The organism is Pseudomonas taetrolens, from assembly GCF_900475285.1.
Classification (GTDB): Bacteria; Pseudomonadota; Gammaproteobacteria; order Pseudomonadales; family Pseudomonadaceae; genus Aquipseudomonas; species Aquipseudomonas taetrolens.
In genome coordinates this window covers 1,977,895-1,996,668 of sequence record NZ_LS483370.1, presented here as the reverse complement: position 1 = coordinate 1,996,668, position 18,774 = coordinate 1,977,895, and the positions used below count along the sequence as shown (strand labels likewise).

Sequence of the window (18,774 nt, the reverse complement as noted above, 5' to 3'; positions counted from 1 at the left end):
CGCCGTCTGCCCAGGAAGCCCACACCATGAACGCATCCGTATCCGCTCTGCCCGCTACACATAACGCCGTCAAAACAGTATTGAGCCAGCGCCTGCCCAGCACTTCGCAGCTCAAACAACAGCTGCCCCTCAGCGACACGCTGAGCGCCCGGGTCCATGACCAGCGTCAGGCCATCCGCGCCATTCTGAACGGTGACGACTCCCGCTTGCTGATTGTCGTCGGCCCCTGCTCGATCCATGATCCTCAGTCCGCCCTTGAATACGCCAGCAACCTGGCCGCTCTGTCACACGAGCTGCGTGATGACATGCTGCTGGTCATGCGCGCCTATGTCGAAAAGCCACGAACCACTGTCGGCTGGAAAGGCCTGGCCTACGACCCGCACCTGGACGGCACGGACGACATGGCCCACGGCCTTGCCCTGTCACGTGAACTGATGCTTGAAATGCTACGCATGGGCCTGCCCGTTGCGACCGAGCTGCTACAACCGATTGCTGCCGGATACTTCGACGACCTGCTGGGCTGGGTCGCCATCGGCGCGCGCACCACCGAGTCGCAGATCCACCGCGAAATGGCCAGCGGCCTGGGCATGCCAGTGGGCTTCAAAAACGGTACGGATGGCGGTGTGGCCATTGCCTGTGATGCCATGCGCTCTGCAGCCCACAGTCATCGCCATTTCGGTGTGGACGAACAGGGTCACCCGGCAATCCTTCTGACCCCGGGCAACCCTGACACCCATTTAGTGCTGCGCGGCGGCCACAGCGGCCCTAACTACGACCGCGCCAGTGTCGCCAAGGCGCGTGCAGGCCTGGAAAAAAACGGCATACCGAGCCGTGTGATGGTTGACTGCAGCCACGCCAACAGCAGCAAAGACCCGCTGCGCCAACCGGCCGTGTTCGACGATGTGCTCCAGCAGCGGCTGGCGGGCGATGACTCACTGATTGGCATGATGCTCGAAAGCCACCTCTTCGAGGGTTGCCAGCCGCTGGGCCCAAACATGCGCTACGGGGTGTCCGTGACCGATGGTTGCCTGGGATGGGATGCCACCGAGCGCATGCTGCGCACTGGCGCCGCCCGACTGCAGGCACAGCGCAACGCGACCAAGGCCATCGCCTGAACCGTTGCCCGGCAGACAGCAATGTAACCGGGAGGCTGCATGGCCTCCCGTTGCGCAAAGGAACTTTGCCGAGAAAAAAACGACTGAATCCGGTAGGCTCAGCACTTTCTTGAAAGGAGTACTCTCTCATGGCCAAAGCCACTGCCCGTCACATCCTTGTTGCCAGCGAAGACAAGTGCAACGAACTGAAAGCACAAATCGAAGCCGGTGCTGATTTCGCCGAAGTCGCAAAAGCCAACTCCTCTTGCCCGTCCAGCCGTCAAGGTGGTGATCTCGGTTCTTTCGGTCCGGGTCAAATGGTTAAAGAATTCGACACCGTCGTCTTCAGCGCGCCCATCAACGTGGTGCAAGGCCCGGTTAAAACCCAGTTCGGCTACCACCTGCTGGAAGTCACCAGCCGCCAGGACTAATCTCCCAGGCTCTGTGTGAAAACGGCCCACCTTTTGGTGGGCCGTTTCGTATCCGCAGTACCCACCTCGTGCTACGTTTCTTCATTCACGCACCCATCGTGCGTCACCTGAGGAATGGATCATGAGCCTTGAGGGTAAAACTGCCTTGGTAACCGGTTCCACCAGCGGCATCGGCCTGGGCATCGCGCAAAGCCTGGCCAAAGCCGGGGCCAACCTGATACTCAACGGGTTTGGCGATGCCAGCAAAGTAATTGCCGAGCTGAAGCAATTCGGCACCCAGGTGGGCCACCACCCTGCAGACGTCAGTGATCCTGCACAGATCGCCGACATGATCAGCTACGCCGAGCGCGAATTCGGCGGTATCGATATCCTGGTCAATAACGCCGGAATCCAGCACGTTGCCAGCGTCGAGGAATTTCCGGTCGAACGCTGGGATGCCATCATCGCGATCAACCTGTCTTCCGTGTTCCACAGTACGCGACTGGCGTTGCCTGGCATGCGCAAACGCGGCTGGGGCCGGATCGTCAACATCGCCTCCGTGCACGGACAAGTGGGATCGGTCAGCAAAGCCGCCTATGTCGCCGCCAAGCATGGCGTGATTGGCCTGACCAAGGTCGTCGGGCTTGAGACCGCCACCAGCAACATCACCTGCAACGCCATCTGCCCGGGCTGGGTATTGACCCCGCTGGTCCAGCAACAAATTGACCAGCGCATCCAGCAAGGCATTGATCCCTACCAGGCGCAACACGACTTGCTGGCCGAAAAACAACCCTCGCTGGAGTTCGTCACTCCGCCCCAGCTGGGCGAACTGGTGCTGTTTTTATGCAGTGACGCCGGCAGTCAGGTGCGCGGCGCGGCATGGAATGTGGACGGCGGTTGGCTGGCGCAATAATAGCGCCCGCTTGTGCCTGCCAGACATGCAAATTTGCACACCAAGCCTGCACTTATCCGGGTTGTAATGGGCAAATTTGCACTGTTAGCATCGACCATCGTTCGCGCGCGAACACACTCTAAAAACAAGATAAAGCAGGGAGTTAGCGATGACTGCTCAGGTTTCAACCTCACCGGCACAGGATGTCGAAACCAATCAGGGCGAGATCCTGGCCGACGTGCGCAACCATATCGGCCACCTGACCCTGAACCGCCCTGGCGGCCTGAATGCCATCAACCTGAACATGGTCCGTGAACTGCAGCGCCATCTCGATGCCTGGGCGGCAGACCCCAGCGTCAAAGCGGTAGTGCTGCGTGGTGCAGGCGAAAAAGCCTTCTGTGCCGGCGGCGATATCCGCTCGCTGTACGACAGCTATCAAAGCAACGATACACTGCACACGATCTTCTTCGAGGAGGAATACGCCCTCGACCTGACACTGCATCGCTATTCCAAACCGCTTATTGCCTTGATGGACGGTTTTGTCCTGGGCGGCGGCATGGGTCTGGTGCAAGGCGCTGACCTGCGCCTGGTGACCGAACGCAGCAAACTGGCCATGCCGGAAGTGGCCATCGGTTATTTCCCGGACGTTGGCGGCAGCTACTTTCTGACCCGCACGCCCGGCCAGCTCGGTACGTACCTGGGCGTCACCGGGGTCCAGGTGCGCGCCAGCGATGCGCTGTATTGCGGCCTCGCCGATGGCTTTATCGAGAGCGGCAAGCTGGCCGAACTGGATCAATGCCTCAACACCCTTGCCTGGAAAACAACACCCCTCGAAGACCTGCAAACGCTGATTGGCACTTTCACTGTGAGCTCATTGCCGGAGCCACCACTGGCCAAAGTCCGCGCCCGAATCGATGAGATTTTCGCCCGGCCAGACATGCCGGGCATTGTCGCCGGATTGCACGCTGTCAGCGACGAGCACACCCGGGACTGGGCCAATGACACGCTCAGCCAGCTGCAGACCCGCTCACCGCTGGCGATGGCCGTCACCCTTGAAATGCTCCGCCGTGGCCGCGAGCTGCCCCTTGAGCAGTGCTTCGCGCTGGAGTTGCACCTTGATCGCCAGTGGTTCGACCGCGGCGATCTGATGGAAGGTGTGCGGGCGCTGATCATCGACAAAGATAAAACGCCTCACTGGAATCCACCCAGCCTTGATGCCCTGGATGCGGCTCATGTCGCCAGTTTTTTCACCGATTTCAAAGCGACGGGAGCTTGAGCCATGCAGGACATCGAACTGAGCGAAGAACAAATCATGATCCGCGACATGGCCCGCGACTTTGCCCGCCGCGAGATCGCACCCCATGCCCAGGCCTGGGAAAAAGCCGGCTGGATCGACGATGCGCTGGTGTCAAAGATGGGCGAACTGGGCCTGCTCGGCATGATCGTGCCTGAAGAGTGGGGCGGCACCTACGTCGATTACGTCGCCTATGCGCTGGCCGTCGAAGAAATTTCAGCCGGGGACGGCGCCACCGGAGCGCTGATGAGCATTCACAACTCCGTCGGCTGCGGTCCGATTCTCAAGTACGGCACGCAAGCACAGAAAGAGACCTGGCTGGCGGAACTTGCCAGCGGCCAGGCCATCGGCTGCTTTTGCCTGACCGAGCCGCAGGCCGGCTCTGAGGCCCACAATCTGCGCACCCGCGCAGAACTGCGGGACGGACAATGGGTGATCAACGGCGCCAAGCAATTTGTCAGCAATGGCAAACGCGCCAAACTGGCCATCGTGTTTGCCGTCACCGATCCGGAACTGGGTAAAAAAGGCCTCTCGGCGTTTTTGGTCCCCACCGATACCCCGGGGTTTATCGTCGACCGCACGGAACACAAAATGGGCATCCGCGCCTCGGACACCTGCGCGGTGACCTTGAGCAACTGCAGCGTGCCGCAAGCCAACCTGCTGGGCGAGCGCGGTAAAGGCCTGGCCATCGCCCTGTCCAACCTTGAAGGGGGGCGCATCGGGATTGCCGCCCAGGCATTGGGCATCGCCCGGGCCGCCTTTGAAGCCGCACTGGGTTATGCCCGTGACCGGGTGCAATTCGACAAGGCAATCATCGAGCACCAAAGTGTGGCCAACATGCTGGCCGACATGCAGACCCGCCTCAATGCCGCCCGGCTGCTGATCCTGCATGCGGCGCGCCTGCGTACGGCAGGCAAGCCTTGCCTGTCGGAAGCCTCGCAGGCCAAGCTGTTCGCCTCGGAAATAGCTGAATTCGTGTGCTCCAAAGCCATCCAGATACATGGTGGCTACGGTTACCTCGAAGACTATCCGGTGGAACGTTATTACCGCGACGCGCGCATCACCCAGATCTATGAGGGATCCAGCGAAATCCAGCGGATGGTGATCGCACGGGAGCTGAAACATTACCTGGTGTAAAAAAAAGCCTTCCTGTGGAGCAAGGCCGATCAGTTAAGCGAAAAGACCCCTGCAGGAGCGAGCTTGCTCACTCCTGCAGGGGCCTTTTCGCATCAGGATCCGGAACGGGTAATTACTGATTCTTGAACTGCGCTTCGCGCTTGCCGACAAACGCCGCCATGCCTTCTTTCTGGTCTTGCGTGGCGAACAGCGAGTGAAATACGCGACGCTCGAAACGCACGCCTTCAGACAAACTGACTTCAAACGCACGGTTCACGCTTTCCTTGGTCAGCATCAACACCGGCAGGGATTTTTTAGCGATCTGGGCCGCGACTTTCAGCGCTTCTTCAAGCAACTCATCCACCGGCACCACGCGGGCCACCAACCCTGAACGCTCGGCTTCCACCGCATCCATCAAACGCCCGCTCAGGCACATTTCCATGGCCTTGGCCTTGCCTACTGCGCGGGTCAGACGCTGGGTGCCGCCCATGCCCGGCAAGACGCCGAGGTTGATTTCCGGCTGACCAAAACGGGCATTGTCACCGGCCAGGATAAAGTCGCACATCATCGCCAGCTCACAGCCGCCGCCCAGGGCAAAACCCGCCACCGCCGCAATGATCGGCTTGCGCCGCGAGGCCACGCGATCGCTGTCCGAGAACAAGTCTTCCAGGTAAATCTGCGGGTAAGCCAGCTCTGCCATTTCCTTGATGTCTGCACCGGCAGCAAAAGCCTTTTTCGAGCCGGTGAGGACGATGCAACCAATGGCGCTGTCGGCTTCGAGCCGGTCCAGCGCATGGTTCACTTCGCTGACCAATTGCGCGTTCAGGGCATTCAGCGCCTGTGGCCGATTCAACGTAATCAGGCCGACCTGTCCGTGAATGTCCAGCAGAATGGTTTCGTAATTCATGGTTAACGTCCTCGATTCAAAGATTGCGCGAAATGACCATGCGCTGAATATCGCTGGTGCCTTCGTAGATCTGGCACACCCGCACATCGCGATAGATCCGCTCCAGCGGGAAGTCGCTCAAATAGCCATAACCGCCCAGTGTTTGCAACGCTTTGGAGCACACGCGCTCGGCCATCTCCGAAGCGAACAGCTTGGCCTGGGACGCTTCGACCAATGCCGATTGCCCACTGTCACGCAGCGCGGCGGCATAGCTGACCATCTGCCGGGCGACGGCAATTTCAGTCGACATGTCCGCCAGGCGAAACGCCACGGCCTGATGCTCAATCAACGGCTGGCCAAAGGTCACGCGCTCACGGGCGTAGTCACGGGCCGCTTCGAACGCCGCACGGGCCATGCCCACCGCCTGGGACGCGATACCGATGCGGCCGCCTTCCAGGTTACCCAGCGCAATCCTGTAGCCCTGCCCTTCTTCACCCAGGCGATTGGCCACCGGGACTTTGACGTCAGTAAACAGAATCTGGCAGGTGTCCGAGGCATGCTGCCCCAGCTTGTCTTCAACCCGTGCCACGCTGTAGCCCGGCGAGTCAGTGGGCACGATAAACGCGCTGATGCCCCGTTTGCCGGCCGCCGGATCGGTCACTGCGAACACAATCACCAACCCGGCATTTTGCCCCGAGGTGATGAATTGTTTGCAGCCATTGAGCACGTAATGATCGCCCTCGCGGCGGGCACGGGTTTTCAGGTCGCTGGCATCCGAACCGGCCTGTGGTTCGGTCAGCGCAAATGCACCAAGCATTGCACCGCTGGCCAGGGGCGTCAGGAACTCGCGTTTTTGCTGTTCGGTGCCGTAGGTCAAAATCGGTACGCACCCCACCGAGTTGTGCACGCTCATGATCGTGGAGCACGATCCGTCGCCTGCAGCGATTTCTTCGAGGGCCATGGCGTAGGCTTGATAACCCGTGTCGCAACCGCCCCACGCGTCTGGCACCAGCATGCCGAAGAAACCCAGTTCGGCCATTTCATCGATAGCCTCGCGCGGGAAGCGATGCTGCTTGTCCCATTCAGCGGCAAAAGGCTTCAGGCGCTCCTGAGCAAACTGGCGTGCCGCTTCACGAATTTGTAAGTGTTCGGATGTGGGCAGCATAAAAATTCCTTAGTACAGACATTCCACGGCAATGGCCGTGGCTTCACCGCCGCCGATGCAGATCGCGGCAACCCCGCGTTTCTGATGGCGCTGGCGCAGCGCCGAAATCAGCGTCACCAGAATCCGCGCTCCCGAAGCACCGATCGGATGCCCCAGGGCACAGGCACCGCCAAAGATGTTGACCTTGTCGTGGGGGATGTCCAGCTCACTCATGGTCACCAGCGTCACCACCGCAAAAGCCTCGTTGATCTCGAACAGGTCGACGTCAGCCAGGTTCCAGCCGGTCTTGCCCATCAAACGCTTGATCGCCCCCACCGGTGCGGTCGGGAACAGCCCGGGCTCATCGGCAAACGCTGCATGCCCGTGAATCACTGCCAGTGGTGTCAGCCCACGTTTGTGTGCCTCGGAGCGACGCATCAAAACCAGCGCTGCCGCGCCATCCGAGATGGAACTGGAGTTGGCCGCGGTCACCGTGCCGCCTTCGCGAAAGGCCGGTTTCAGGGTGGGGATTTTCCCCAGGTTGGCCTTGGGCGGCTGCTCGTCATCACTGATCAGGCGCTGCTCCTTGCCCACCATCACCGGCACCGGCACGATCTCGGCACTGAAGCTGCCCTCTTTGATCGCCTGCTGCGCACGGGTCAGTGACGCCACGGCAAAATCATCTTGCGCCTCGCGGCTGAAACCGTGGGCCTGGGCACAATCTTCCGCGAACGTGCCCATCAAGCGGCCACGGTCGTAAGCGTCTTCAAGGCCATCCAGGAACATGTGGTCCAGCACCCTGCCATGCCCCATGCGGTAGCCGCTGCGCGCGCGGTCCAGCAAGTACGGCGCGTTGGACATACTCTCCATGCCGCCCGCCACTGCCACATCGACACTACCGGTCAGCAACCGGTCGTGGGCCAGAATCGTGGCTTCCATGCCCGAACCGCACATTTTGTTCAGCGTGGTGCAGCGTGTGCCCTTGTCGAGCCCCGCCCCCAGCGCTGCCTGACGCGCAGGGGCCTGGCCGAGGCCGGCCGAGAGCACACAACCAAACAGCACTTCTTCGACACCATCTGCCGGCACACCGGCCCGCTCCACCGCCGCACGGATTGCCGCAGCGCCCAGCTGTGGCGCCGTCAGCCCCTTGAAGTCACCCTGAAAACCGCCCATGGGCGTACGCGCAACACTCACAATTACAACGGGATCATTGGCAATAGTCATTTCAAACCTCCTATTTGGCGGCCATGCGCAAGGCACCGTCGAGACGGATCACCTCACCATTGAGCATGCTGTTTTCAAGGATATGCCGCACCAGTGATGCGTACTCGGCAGGCTTGCCAAGACGCGGCGGGAACGGCACACCGGCAGCCAGCGAGTCACGTACTTCAGGCGTCATGCCGGCCATCATCGGCGTTTCAAAAATACCGGGAGCAATGGTCATCACCCGAATCCCGAAGCGCGCCAGCTCGCGGGCTGCGGGCAAGGTCAGGCTGGCGATGGCGCCTTTGGAAGCAGCGTATGCCGCCTGGCCGATCTGGCCATCAAAGGCGGCAACCGAAGCCGTATTGATGATAACGCCGCGTTCGCCATCGGCGTCAGCGGTGGTTTCAGCGATGGCCGCAGCGGCCAGACGCAGCATGTTGAAGCTGCCCACCAGGTTGACATTTATCACCTGGCTGAAACTCTCCAGGGCGTGCGGACCGTTTTTGCCGAGAATCTTTTCGCCGCGCACAATGCCCGCGCAATTGACCAGCCCGTTCACCCCGCCAAATGCTGCTACCGTGGCGTCAACGGCCGCCTGGGCCGCCTGCGCCTGACTGATATCGGCGACCGCGCTGCAGGCATGATCCCCCAGCCTGGCGGCCTGAGCCGCCACCGCCTCAGCATTCATGTCGACCAGCATCACCCGGGCGCCAGCCTTGATCAACATCTCGGCCGTGGCAGCGCCCAGTCCCGAAGCACCACCTGTGACGATAAACACCTTGTTTTCAATTTGCATGAGGGTTCCTGAACTCTAATCCTGACAATTAAGCCGTGACGTTGGCGTTTGCAGCCAGTTCGGCCTTGGCGATTTCCTGATTGCGCAAAATAAAGCGCTGCAGCTTTCCGCTCGGGGTTTTCGGCAGCTCGCTGACAAATTCGATTTCACGCGGATAGGCATGCGCCGCGAGACGCTGGCGCACATGCAGGCGCAGGGTTTCAGCCAGTTGCGCATCCCCGAGGTAGTGCGGGCTCAGCACCACAAAAGCTTTGACCAGTTCGGTGCGCTCGGGGTCCGGCTTGCCGACTACGGCAGCCTCGACCACGGCCGGGTGCTCGATCAAAGCGCTTTCCACATCAAAGGGCCCTACCCGGTAACCGGAGGTCGTGATCACATCATCACTGCGTCCGACAAAGCTGATGCTGCCGTCGACGTTCAGCTCCACGGTATCGCCGCTCAAGTAGTAATCGCCGACAAAAGCCTTGGTGTTGAAACCTTCATAGCCATTGAACCAGCACATCGGTGACTGGCTGCGATCGACGGCCAGAATCCCTGGCTGACCCACCGGCAGTTCCTGATGGTTGTCGTCGAGCACCACGATCCGGTGACCCGGCGAGGCGAAGCCGGCAGCCCCCATGTGCACCGGATGCGCCAGCCCGTGGTGATTGCACAGCACCATGCCGATTTCGGTCTGGCCATAGTGGTCATGGATGGTGACGTCCAGCTGCTCGGCGAACCAGCGGATCACTTCCGGGTTCAACGGCTCGCCGGCACTGCTCACCGCGCGCAGGCGGCCTTTGATTTTGCCGGCAAACCCCTCCCCGGCGGCGATCAGCATGCGATACGCCGTTGGCGAGCCGGTCAGGTTGGTAATGCTGTACTTGTTGATCACCCGACAGGTGCTTTCAACCGTGAACGGGCCATCGTAGAACGTAATCGGATGCCCCATGGACAACGGCCCGGCGATGCCGAAATAAATGCCATAGGCCCAGCCCGGATCAGCCAGGTTCCAGAACGCGTCTTCCGGGCGCAAATCCACGGCATCGCGGGTATAACTCTGAAAGGCGACAATGGCCTTGAGCGGCACCAGCAGCGGCTTGGCCGGGCCCGTCGTGCCCGAGGTGAACATCAGCAGAAACGGATCTTCGCCAGTCAGCATGACGGGTTCACAGATCGCCGAATAGTTGTCCAGTTCAGCCCAGAAACTGAAATCACCGCGCACCAGGCCCTGCCCTTTGGCGCCCGCTACGGTGACGATCGCAGGGCAGGCGTTGACCTCACTGAGTTTGGGGCGGTTGACCGCATCGGTGACCACCAGCGCCGCGCCTGAACTGTTAAGCCGATGTTCGATGGCTTTGGGACCAAACGCCGTGAACAGCGGCTGGTAGATGGCACCGATACGCCAGGCGGCCAAGGCGACCACCAGCAACTCGACATTGCGCGGCAGCAAGCCCGCCACTTTGTCACCACGCTTGATGCCCTGGGCGAGCAGGAAATTGGCAAAGCGTGCGGCCTTGCCCTGCAAGTCAGTGAAGGTGTAGGTCGCGCTACTGGCATCGCGGCCTTCCCAGAACAACGCAATACGCCCTGGCAAGGCGTGTCGGTCGCAGCATTCGATACAGGCATTGAGTGCCGCCAAATGGCCGTCCAGTGCGCTGGCCACCGTACGCGGGTAGTCAAAGTCGGTCATCTCGGTCAGATAATCGCGCATCAGCAGAATCCCTCGGTCTTTTTTTAGGATGGGAACCGTTGAAAAATCCTGCTGATAATCGCCCTGCGAAGGCTCTGCAACAATGGTCAAACCGCGCAAGCTGGCTGACTGTTTTGGCCAATGGCCGACAGGCCGGTTAACTGCAGGCCAGCATGCGCCTGCACAAGCGCCGGGACGGGCGCCCGAACCTGCCTGTTGCGGGTCAGCCCTGCTGACGCAGATACGCCAGCACCGCGGCCTGATCGCCGGCAAAGGCGATGCGCGCGCCTTTCTTCTCGCGCTGAAAGGCGTACATCGGATCGTAATATTCGCGCAGCAAGGCTTCGATCCAGACCCGGTGCAAGTCCACCGAACCGCAGCTGGCCTGCTCACCCAGTGCGGCTTCCATCACCGCCTGCAGACGCTGGTAACGTTCACCGCCAAGGCGGCGCTGAATATTCGACAGGCTGTCGAGCAACCGACGGGAAAACAGCGCGAAACCGTGCTCCCCGTTCTTGTCGATGAACTCGGCGTTCAACTCCACCACGTAATCTCGCAGGATGCGCTCAACGCGGCTTTCAAGGCTGTCTTCAAGCCACACCATCGGTGCGTTCTGCATGCGTTGATAGAGCGGCAACGGCAACGCGCAACTGCCCACGGTACGGCTCTCGTCCTCAAGCACAAATTGCTGGTGACCGTTGGCGCGTTTTTTCAGGACATCAATGGCCAGCCGGTTCTCAAAGTCGATGTTCGTCGGCTGCCCGGTCGCCCGTTTGCCGAAACTCGACCCCCGGTGATTGGCATGACCTTCCAGGTCCAGTGCATTGTCGAGCTGCACCAGCACGTCGGTTTTTCCGGTGCCGGTCATCCCGCCGAGCACGAGTAAATCGCACTGCTCGACCGCGTCGTCGACGGTTTGAATCAGAAACGTACGCAGCGCCTTATAGCCGCCGGTAACACGCGGGTAGTCGATGCCGGCGTCCTGTTTGAGCCACTGCTGGACGATTTGCGAGCGCATGCCGCCACGAAAGCAGTACAGGCATCCCTCGGGGTTGGCCCGGGCAAAATCGGCCCAGGCCTGAAGACGCTCGGCCCTGGTCTGGCCCGACACCAGTTGATGCCCCAGGATCACCGCAGCCTGCTGCCCTTGCTGCTTGTAGCAGGTACCCACGCGCTCGCGCTCGTGGTCGGTCATCAGCGGCAGGTTGAGCACGCCGGGGAATGCGCCTTTGAGGAATTCAATCGGCGCACGGGTATCCATCATGGGCCGATCATTGAGGAACAGTTCGCGGAAGTCGGTGATGTCATGAACCATCATGAAACCTCAACCGCGTGTGTCTGTCGCTCAACCAGTTGACCAATCGGCTCAAGGTTCAAGCCATGCTCAGCGGCCACTTTCAGGAACGCCTCGTTGCCCTCCGGCGTGACGGCAACCAGCAGGCCACCGCTGGTTTGCGGGTCACACAGCACCAGTTTGTGCAGCGGTTGCAGTGGCGACAGCTTGCTCGCGTAACTGTCAAAGTTGCGCAACGTACCCCCGGGCACACAGCCTTGCTCCAGGTAGTACTCAACCGAGGCCAGTTGCGGCACCCGGGCATATTCGATACGCGCCGTGAGGCCGCTGCCGTCTGCCATTTCCACCAGGTGGCCAAGCAGACCGAAGCCGGTGACGTCGGTCATCGCGGTGATGCCCTCCAGCTTGGCAAACTGGCTGCCGATCTTGTTCAGGGTGCACATCCAGTCCCGCGCCACGCCCACGTCTTCGGTGCGCAGCTTGCCTTTCTTCTCGGCGGTGGTGAGCACGCCGATGCCCAAGGGCTTGGTCAGGTACAGCAAGCAGCCGGCGGTGGCAGTGTCGTTGCGTTTCATCTGTCGCTTGTTGACCACCCCCGTGACGGCCAGACCGAAGATCGGCTCCGGTGTGTCAATCGAGTGGCCGCCCGCCAGGGGAATACCGGCCTCATCGCACACGGCGCGGCCACCGCGGATCACTTCACGGGCGACTTCCGGCGCCAGCAAATGTACTGGCCAGCCCAAAATGGCAATGGCCATCAACGGATCACCGCCCATGGCGTAGATATCACTGATGGCATTGGTGGCGGCAATGCGCCCGAAATCATAAGGATCATCGACGATCGGCATGAAGAAGTCCGTGGTCGACACCACGCCCCGCTCCTCGTCCAGCGCATACACGGCCGCGTCATCGCGCGATGCATTGCCGACCCAGAGCTTAGGGTCAAGATTCTGCGCGCCGCTGCCGGCAAGAATCACTTCCAGCACCTGAGGTGAGATCTTGCAGCCGCAACCTGCTCCGTGGCTGTACTGGGTCAGGCGAATCGGCTCGCTCATGGTGCACCTCTTGGTCAATTTCAAAGCCCGGATATTAACAGAGCGAGCGCCTGCCCATGGATTTGTCCTGCGGGGCCAACTGCCAGCTGCCAGGCATCAACCTGCGGGCGAAAGGACACGCTTAAAAACGACCCGATAACACACGACCAACACCTGTGTTCTCAAGGCGCTGCGGGCGTCCCGAGGGATGACCGGCATGCTGAAAAGCGACCCGCTGGTCACATATGTAGTGAGCAAAAATAAACACTACATATGTGTTGACGGGGTGAATTTCACCCAGCATTATGCAGACGTCTTCCCCACCGGAAGCACTGGAAAGGGTTGTTGCATGCATGCTCGACGAGCTGTCGGGCTGTTCCGGGATAGGTACTGCCCACAAGGCAGAATTGATGAAGCCGAACTGGCTTGTTCGTCCGGGTTTAGGGCGAGAGAGGCTGGCGAAACGTCCTCAAGAGGCTTGTGGCTGATGCGTCATGTCACCCAAGGCATCCTGGTTCACGCGGCTCCCCTCGCTTCACGCTTTGAATGTAGTGCCTGATTTTACGACTACATGTGACGAACTCAAGGCCGGATCTGCTTTAGATGGACACTACGTAGCGCTGCATCTGCAGTTGCGCGAATCAATTAGACAGATCAATACATGGTCAAGGAGTTAACGATGAACCTGAATAACCAACCGACTGTTAATGAGCTGGCTCGACTGTTCGCCGCCCAGAAAGACACGCTTGATGACCACATTCTGTGGATCAGCGAAGCCGGTGATGTTCGGATCGATACTGTGACATCTTGCAAGGAAGAAACCCCATTCGAGAAGGACCGCCCACAAATGCGTGCCCATCTCAAAATGTACCGTCGTGGCCAGGGCTACGTGGGCAAGAAAGCTGCCGCCGATACCGATTACATGGCGCGTGTGCTGCAAACCTTGACCCTGACCTGGGAGAAGGCCAAATCCGAGCCGTCTCTGGTCAAAGTTAACAGCTACAGCTGATAACCCCCGCCATATGAACAAGCCCCGGACAATCTCCGGGGCTTAATGAAATGGTCACCCCGCACCCTGCGAGAGCTACGTTTTCGCAGGGTGTTCTGTTTTCGAAGTCCAGGTAGACAACAATCGTCGAACCAACTTTGCCGTTATCGGCACTGATCGTCCTGATCGCTTTTTGGGCTCAATACGTCAATATCAATCAGGCTTGAGCCAAGCGCCCTATGCGTAACCAACCAATCACCACAGCGCCAATCAACAAAAAGCCCAAGTAGCCAAAGAGCGGATAAACCTGGCCGACCAGACTGATAAACCCGACCAAACTACCGACGAAGGCCAGTGCGCCAGCGGCGACTGAGCCAAGGCGGAATTTACGGGTGCCCGCAGGCAGCAGCCGAGCCGAAAAGGAATACAAGGTGCCGACGGCCGTGTTGAGAATCATCAAGAAAATGATCAACGCCATCAACAGCCCAAGGACCGGCGAGATTTCCGTGGCGATGGACAACATCGGCATTGGCAGGTCAGCCACACTGTCCAGGCGTGACAATAACCCCAGGCTCATCACCAACATCAGCAGCCCCAGTATCGCCCCCCCCAAAATACCGCCCCAGATAGCCTGTTTCTCGGATTTCGCAGCCCCGCCCATAATTGCCAGAATCGGCACTCCGGCCACGATGTTGTAAGACACGTACAAAAACGCCCCCAGCAGCCAATGACTCGCCCCGGCACTTTGCTGGCTGGCCAGTTGATTCAGTTCGCCGAAACTCAAGTCCCGGGTAGCGACTCCATATACGGCCACGGCTACCGCCGTCAGGATCAAAAGCGGAGTGACTGCGCTGATCAGACCAATGACCTTGTGCACATCCAGGCACACAATGGCGACCACAATCAGGGTCACCGCTACGCTACCGGATATGGCAGGGATACCGAACTGTTGCTCCAGCAAGGCGCCGCCACCGGCCAACATAACCACGGTCACCGCAAACATGAAAAAAGTGATCATCAGGTCGACAAAGCTGCCCAAGTAGCGTCCGCACAGGGCATACACCACGTCCTTATGGGACTTTGCCCGAAGTCTGCTGCCCATGCCCGCCAACACCATCCCGAGAAAAGTGAAGAGCGCAGCGCTGATCACTGCTCCAAGCAGTCCCCAGACGCCAAAATCCACGAACATCAGCAACAGTTCCCGACCAGAGGCAAATCCTGCGCCGACGATAACACCGACAAATGCACCGGCTATTTTCAGACTTTCTTTCATGAGGATTTGCCTCGAGTTATTTTTGTTATGGGTACTGAGGGGGCCACCCTTCACATCCCGGCCAGGACATAACGATGGCAAAACGGACTGACGTGGGTTAGTCGGCGCCGACCCAGGCCTGAACTTCAATTTCCACATCAACCCCCAGCGCCAATTGGGCGCTGACGGTAGAGCGCACCGGGAATCCGTTCTGGAAGTGGCGCTTGTACACCTCATTGAAACCGGCAAAATGTTGCATATCGGTCAACCAAACCGTTGCTTTCACCACCTGATCAAAACCTGCGCCACATTCGGCCAGGGTCTCGCCGATACGCGCCATCGCAGCCTCGGTTTGCTCTCGGATATCGCCGTGTACCACCTCCCCCTCGGGATTCATCGGTATTTGCCCGGAAAGAAACAAGAATCCCCCCACCCGAATGGCTTTTGAAAACGGGTAAGGCAGATGGCTGGGGTATCGCTGAAGACTGTCAGTCATGGCACGGGCCTCTTCTTTAGAATGAATGATTAACGCAAACGACCAGGGGATAAGCGCTGTGGATCTACACCGTGGCTGCGCAACGCTTCGGGCAAAGGCTGATCCAGCAGTTGGGCGCAGGCAAGTTGCGAAACACCTGCCGCAGACTGGATGCCATACCCCCCCTGAGCGGCGAGCCAAAAGAAACCTTCGCACTGGTCGTCCCAACCAACCACCAGATCGCCATCGCTCACGAACGAGCGCAACCCCGCCCACGTGTGGCGTGGGCGCCGGATGGTTAAGGTGGTAGCAGCTTCGATGTGATAAATCCCGGTGGCTATATCCAGTTCTTCGGGCATCACGTCTTGCGCCGGGACAGGGTCAGCGTTAGCTGGAGAACCTAAGAGTTGACCGGCATCCGGCTTGAAGTAAAAACTTTCGTCGATTCCTATCACCGCAGGCCAGCGTGAAAAATCTACGCCCTCAGGGCCGTCGAAAGTAAATGCGGTACGCCGGCAGGGTTGCAACCCAATCGTCTTCACCCCGCATTGCTGCGCCACCTGGTCGGCCCAGGCACCTGCAGCGTTCACTAGATTGTGTGCCCGCAATTGACGACCGTCGGCCAGCGTCAGTTTCCAGTGCCCTCCCTCACGAGTGGCACTGCTTAGCTGGGCATCGCACTGCAGAATCCCACCCGCACGGCGCATTGCTCGCAAAAAACCTTGATGCAGTGCGTGCACGTCCAGGTCACGGGCTTCGGTTTCGAGCATCGCCCCGGCAATTGCATCTGGCCTCAGACACGGCACCAAGGCCAGCGCATGCGCGGTGTCTATCAAGGCAACATTGCCCGCCTGTGCCTGGCTGACCTCGAACGTTTTTTTCAACAAGGACTGTTGATCGGCGCCGGCTACGTATAGGCAGCCACGGGGCTCCAGCAGAGCATGTTCGGTAAAATCGGCTGGAGGATGTTCATAAAACGCCCGACTGGCGCGTGTCAACGCCTGGATCTGTGGGGTTCCATAGCTCTCCATGAACATGGCTGCGGACCGCCCAGTGGAGTGATAACCAGGCTGACTCTCACGTTCTAGAACTACAACGCTGGCTTGCCCAACCAAGCGATAGGCCAGAGAGGCCCCTGCAATACCGCCGCCGATGATGGCGAAATCGAAACATTCGCTGCCGTGCATGCCGAAAACCTCCTGCCTGTCGCCGCAAGGAAGAAGGACTCTTCCATTGGCTCTTATAATTCTCACATAAGAGAAATGTAAGATATGAGAATTACCCCGTCAACCCATCACCATGAGGTAATATTCCATTCCTTGCTTCAGCCCTAGACATCGCTTTTCCGCACGATAGAGAATCCGCATGAGTTCTGACCGAATCTCGCCAGCTTCGGCCCCCCAAGCCCCTCCTCTGATGGATCGCGCCCAAGTAGGTGCACGCTTGCGCGTTATCCGTAAAAAACAGAAGCTGACACTCAAGCAGCTGTCTGAACGTTCAGGTGTAGCCCTGTCGACCTTGTCGAAGATGGAACTAGCGCAAGTGTCCGTAAGTTACGAAAAACTCGCAGCAGCGGCCCACGCGCTGCGCGTAGACATCGCTCAGCTTTTCAGTCCCTCAACGGAAAATACAGGTGCTGTGCAGCCTACGGCGGTCAGCTCTGCCATCGATAACGCAGCGGGCTATAGCACTGGCAATTACGAATATCATCCGATGGCGGGAGATTTCCCCGGGCGCAATATGACGCCCATGTACGCGCGGATATTTGCGCGCGAACTGAGTCAGTTCGAAGATTATATTCGTCACCCCGGACAAGAGTTCGCCGTAGTCCTATCAGGTCGTGTACGTATTCAATTCGAAACGGGCGAGTCCCTCAGTATCGGTTGCCGCGAAACAGCCTATTTCAACAGTGCTATTGGCCATATTTATCTGGCTGAAAGCAAGGATGGCGCCGATGCCGAAGTCATGGTGGTGATGTCAAATAACTGAGGCTAAAAAACGCGAATGGGAAATCAGGCTTTCCCTGGTGGATCACTGCCCTTCCCTTCATCAGCATTGGTACGTCACTGGCCTTAAAAAGGTGAGTTGCTCCCTAGAACGGTGGTCGGCGAAGACTTCAAAGCGAGAGAGCGGCGCCCCGGAACAATCCGGTTCAGACTTAAATCCTGAGCAGCAGGCATAAAAACCCGGAGTCTAAACCAGACTCCGGATTTTCCGGCTGACGACAATCCTTGAGCGAACAGCATTGCGGCCCATTTCCGGGGCCTTTTGAGGCCTGTGCGGCTCTCACATCAGACTGCGAGCTCCAGCTCCGGCACTGCTTCGAACAAGTCCGCTACCAGGCCGTAATCCGCTACCTGGAAGATCGGGGCTTCTTCGTCCTTGTTGATCGCGACGATCACTTTGGAGTCTTTCATGCCCGCCAGATGCTGGATCGCGCCGGAAATACCAACCGCGATGTACAGCTGTGGCGCAACAATTTTGCCGGTCTGACCAACCTGCATGTCGTTCGGCACAAAACCGGCGTCGACCGCAGCACGCGAAGCGCCAACAGCAGCGCCCAGCTTGTCGGCCAGAGCGTACAGGTGTTTGAAGTTGTCGCCGTTCTGCATGCCACGACCGCCGGAAACGACGATTTTGGCAGCGGTCAGCTCAGGACGGTCAGACTTGGCCAGTTCCTCACCAACAAACGACGAAGTGCCTGCATCGTGAACCGCTGCAACCGCTTCAACCGCTGCCGAACCGCCTTCTGCAGCAACCGGATCGAAACCGGTGGCACGTACGGTGATGACTTTGACCGGCGCTGTGGATTGCACGGTAGCAATGGCGTTACCGGCGTAGATCGGGCGCTTGAAGGTGTCAGCGCTTTCAACCGAGATGATCTCGGAGATCTGATCGACGTCCAGCTGCGCGGCGACGCGCGGCAGGATGTTTTTGCCGTTGGAGGTCGCGGCGGCCAGGATGTGGCTGTAGCCGGCACCCAGCTCTGCAACCAGGGGCGCTACGTTTTCTGGCAACTGATGCGCATAAGCGGCGTTATCGGCCACCAGCACTTTGGCCACACCAGCGATTTTTGCCGCAGCTTCAGCCACGGAACCGATGCCCTGGCCTGCAACCAGAACGTTGATATCGCCGCCGATTTTGGCAGCGGCGGCTACGGTGTTCAGCGTGGCCGGAGCCAGCACCTTGCCGTCGTGTTCTGCGATTACCAAGATAGTCAT

At 59.4% G+C, this 18,774-nt stretch carries 18 protein-coding genes; 7 read left to right on the top strand and 11 right to left on the bottom strand.

The features are described 5' to 3' along the window. The first annotated feature begins 26 nt into the window (after positions 1 to 26). The 5 genes from DQN55_RS09285 (at position 27) to DQN55_RS09265 (ending at position 4,827) form a co-directional block, all read left to right on the top strand. Positions 27 to 1,115 carry a 3-deoxy-7-phosphoheptulonate synthase gene (locus tag DQN55_RS09285; protein WP_048380576.1) on the top strand — a complete coding sequence of 363 codons (1,089 nt, stop codon included), beginning with the start codon at positions 27 to 29 and terminating at the stop codon, positions 1,113 to 1,115. A 128-nt stretch (positions 1,116 to 1,243) separates the two neighbouring features. Beyond that, the gene (locus DQN55_RS09280) at positions 1,244 to 1,525 is read left to right on the top strand and encodes a peptidylprolyl isomerase (RefSeq protein ID WP_048380578.1); all 282 of its coding nucleotides are present in this window, start codon (positions 1,244 to 1,246) and stop codon (positions 1,523 to 1,525) included. 121 nt (positions 1,526 to 1,646) lie between these two features. Next, entirely contained in the window at positions 1,647 to 2,417 is a 771-nt protein-coding gene (locus DQN55_RS09275) for a 3-hydroxybutyrate dehydrogenase (RefSeq protein WP_082150735.1), read from the top strand. Between the two features lie 148 nt (positions 2,418 to 2,565). After that, positions 2,566 to 3,672 carry an enoyl-CoA hydratase/isomerase family protein gene (locus DQN55_RS09270; protein WP_048380582.1) on the top strand — a complete coding sequence of 369 codons (1,107 nt, stop codon included), beginning with the start codon at positions 2,566 to 2,568 and terminating at the stop codon, positions 3,670 to 3,672. 3 nt (positions 3,673 to 3,675) lie between these two features. Continuing rightward, positions 3,676 to 4,827 (top strand): acyl-CoA dehydrogenase family protein, encoded by a 1,152-nt coding sequence (locus DQN55_RS09265; protein WP_048380585.1) that lies wholly within the window; start codon positions 3,676 to 3,678, stop codon positions 4,825 to 4,827. 112 nt (positions 4,828 to 4,939) lie between these two features. On the opposite strand, the gene DQN55_RS09260 is transcribed toward DQN55_RS09265, so the two are convergent. The 7 genes from DQN55_RS09260 to selD form a co-directional block, all read right to left on the bottom strand. Continuing rightward, complete coding sequence (locus tag DQN55_RS09260; protein ID WP_048380587.1) at positions 4,940 to 5,713, bottom strand: enoyl-CoA hydratase; 774 nt, start codon at positions 5,711 to 5,713, stop codon at positions 4,940 to 4,942. Positions 5,714 to 5,729: 16 nt separating this feature from the next. Continuing rightward, the gene (locus tag DQN55_RS09255; RefSeq protein ID WP_048380589.1) at positions 5,730 to 6,857 is read right to left on the bottom strand and encodes an acyl-CoA dehydrogenase; all 1,128 of its coding nucleotides are present in this window, start codon (positions 6,855 to 6,857) and stop codon (positions 5,730 to 5,732) included. A 9-nt stretch (positions 6,858 to 6,866) separates the two neighbouring features. Continuing rightward, complete coding sequence (locus DQN55_RS09250) at positions 6,867 to 8,060, bottom strand: acetyl-CoA C-acyltransferase (RefSeq protein WP_048380590.1); 1,194 nt, start codon at positions 8,058 to 8,060, stop codon at positions 6,867 to 6,869. Positions 8,061 to 8,070: 10 nt separating this feature from the next. After that, positions 8,071 to 8,838: an SDR family NAD(P)-dependent oxidoreductase gene (locus tag DQN55_RS09245; protein ID WP_048380592.1), complete on the bottom strand. Its 768-nt coding sequence runs from the start codon at positions 8,836 to 8,838 to the stop codon at positions 8,071 to 8,073. A 28-nt stretch (positions 8,839 to 8,866) separates the two neighbouring features. Beyond that, positions 8,867 to 10,531 (bottom strand): AMP-binding protein, encoded by a 1,665-nt coding sequence (locus DQN55_RS09240; RefSeq protein ID WP_048380594.1) that lies wholly within the window; start codon positions 10,529 to 10,531, stop codon positions 8,867 to 8,869. A 202-nt stretch (positions 10,532 to 10,733) separates the two neighbouring features. Then, positions 10,734 to 11,825: a tRNA 2-selenouridine(34) synthase MnmH gene (gene mnmH / locus DQN55_RS09235; protein ID WP_048380695.1), complete on the bottom strand. Its 1,092-nt coding sequence runs from the start codon at positions 11,823 to 11,825 to the stop codon at positions 10,734 to 10,736. Beyond that, positions 11,825 to 12,859, bottom strand: a complete 1,035-nt coding sequence (gene selD, locus DQN55_RS09230) for a selenide, water dikinase SelD (RefSeq protein WP_048380596.1) — start codon at positions 12,857 to 12,859, stop codon at positions 11,825 to 11,827. Before selD ends, mnmH begins: the two co-directional genes overlap by 1 nt. Positions 12,860 to 13,517: 658 nt before the next feature. On the opposite strand from selD, the gene DQN55_RS09225 reads away from it, so the two are divergent. Continuing rightward, entirely contained in the window at positions 13,518 to 13,847 is a 330-nt protein-coding gene (locus DQN55_RS09225) for a hypothetical protein (RefSeq protein ID WP_048380598.1), read from the top strand. 196 nt (positions 13,848 to 14,043) lie between these two features. On the opposite strand, the gene DQN55_RS09220 is transcribed toward DQN55_RS09225, so the two are convergent. From DQN55_RS09220 to DQN55_RS09210, 3 genes are all read right to left on the bottom strand, one after another. Beyond that, a complete protein-coding gene (locus DQN55_RS09220; protein ID WP_048380600.1) occupies positions 14,044 to 15,099 on the bottom strand; it encodes a YkvI family membrane protein in 1,056 nt (351 codons plus the stop codon). Positions 15,100 to 15,196: 97 nt separating this feature from the next. Further along, on the bottom strand, positions 15,197 to 15,574 hold the full coding sequence (locus tag DQN55_RS09215; protein WP_048380603.1) for a RidA family protein: 378 nt from the start codon (positions 15,572 to 15,574) through the stop codon (positions 15,197 to 15,199). 29 nt (positions 15,575 to 15,603) lie between these two features. Continuing rightward, complete coding sequence (locus DQN55_RS09210) at positions 15,604 to 16,740, bottom strand: NAD(P)/FAD-dependent oxidoreductase (RefSeq protein ID WP_048380605.1); 1,137 nt, start codon at positions 16,738 to 16,740, stop codon at positions 15,604 to 15,606. A gap of 178 nt (positions 16,741 to 16,918) precedes the next feature. Between DQN55_RS09210 and DQN55_RS09205 the strand changes: the two genes are divergently transcribed. Next, a complete protein-coding gene (locus DQN55_RS09205; protein ID WP_048380606.1) occupies positions 16,919 to 17,542 on the top strand; it encodes a helix-turn-helix domain-containing protein in 624 nt (207 codons plus the stop codon). A 302-nt stretch (positions 17,543 to 17,844) separates the two neighbouring features. Here the strand turns inward: DQN55_RS09205 and DQN55_RS09200 are convergent, their stop codons facing one another. Further along, complete coding sequence (locus DQN55_RS09200; RefSeq protein WP_074702911.1) at positions 17,845 to 18,774, bottom strand: electron transfer flavoprotein subunit alpha/FixB family protein; 930 nt, start codon at positions 18,772 to 18,774, stop codon at positions 17,845 to 17,847.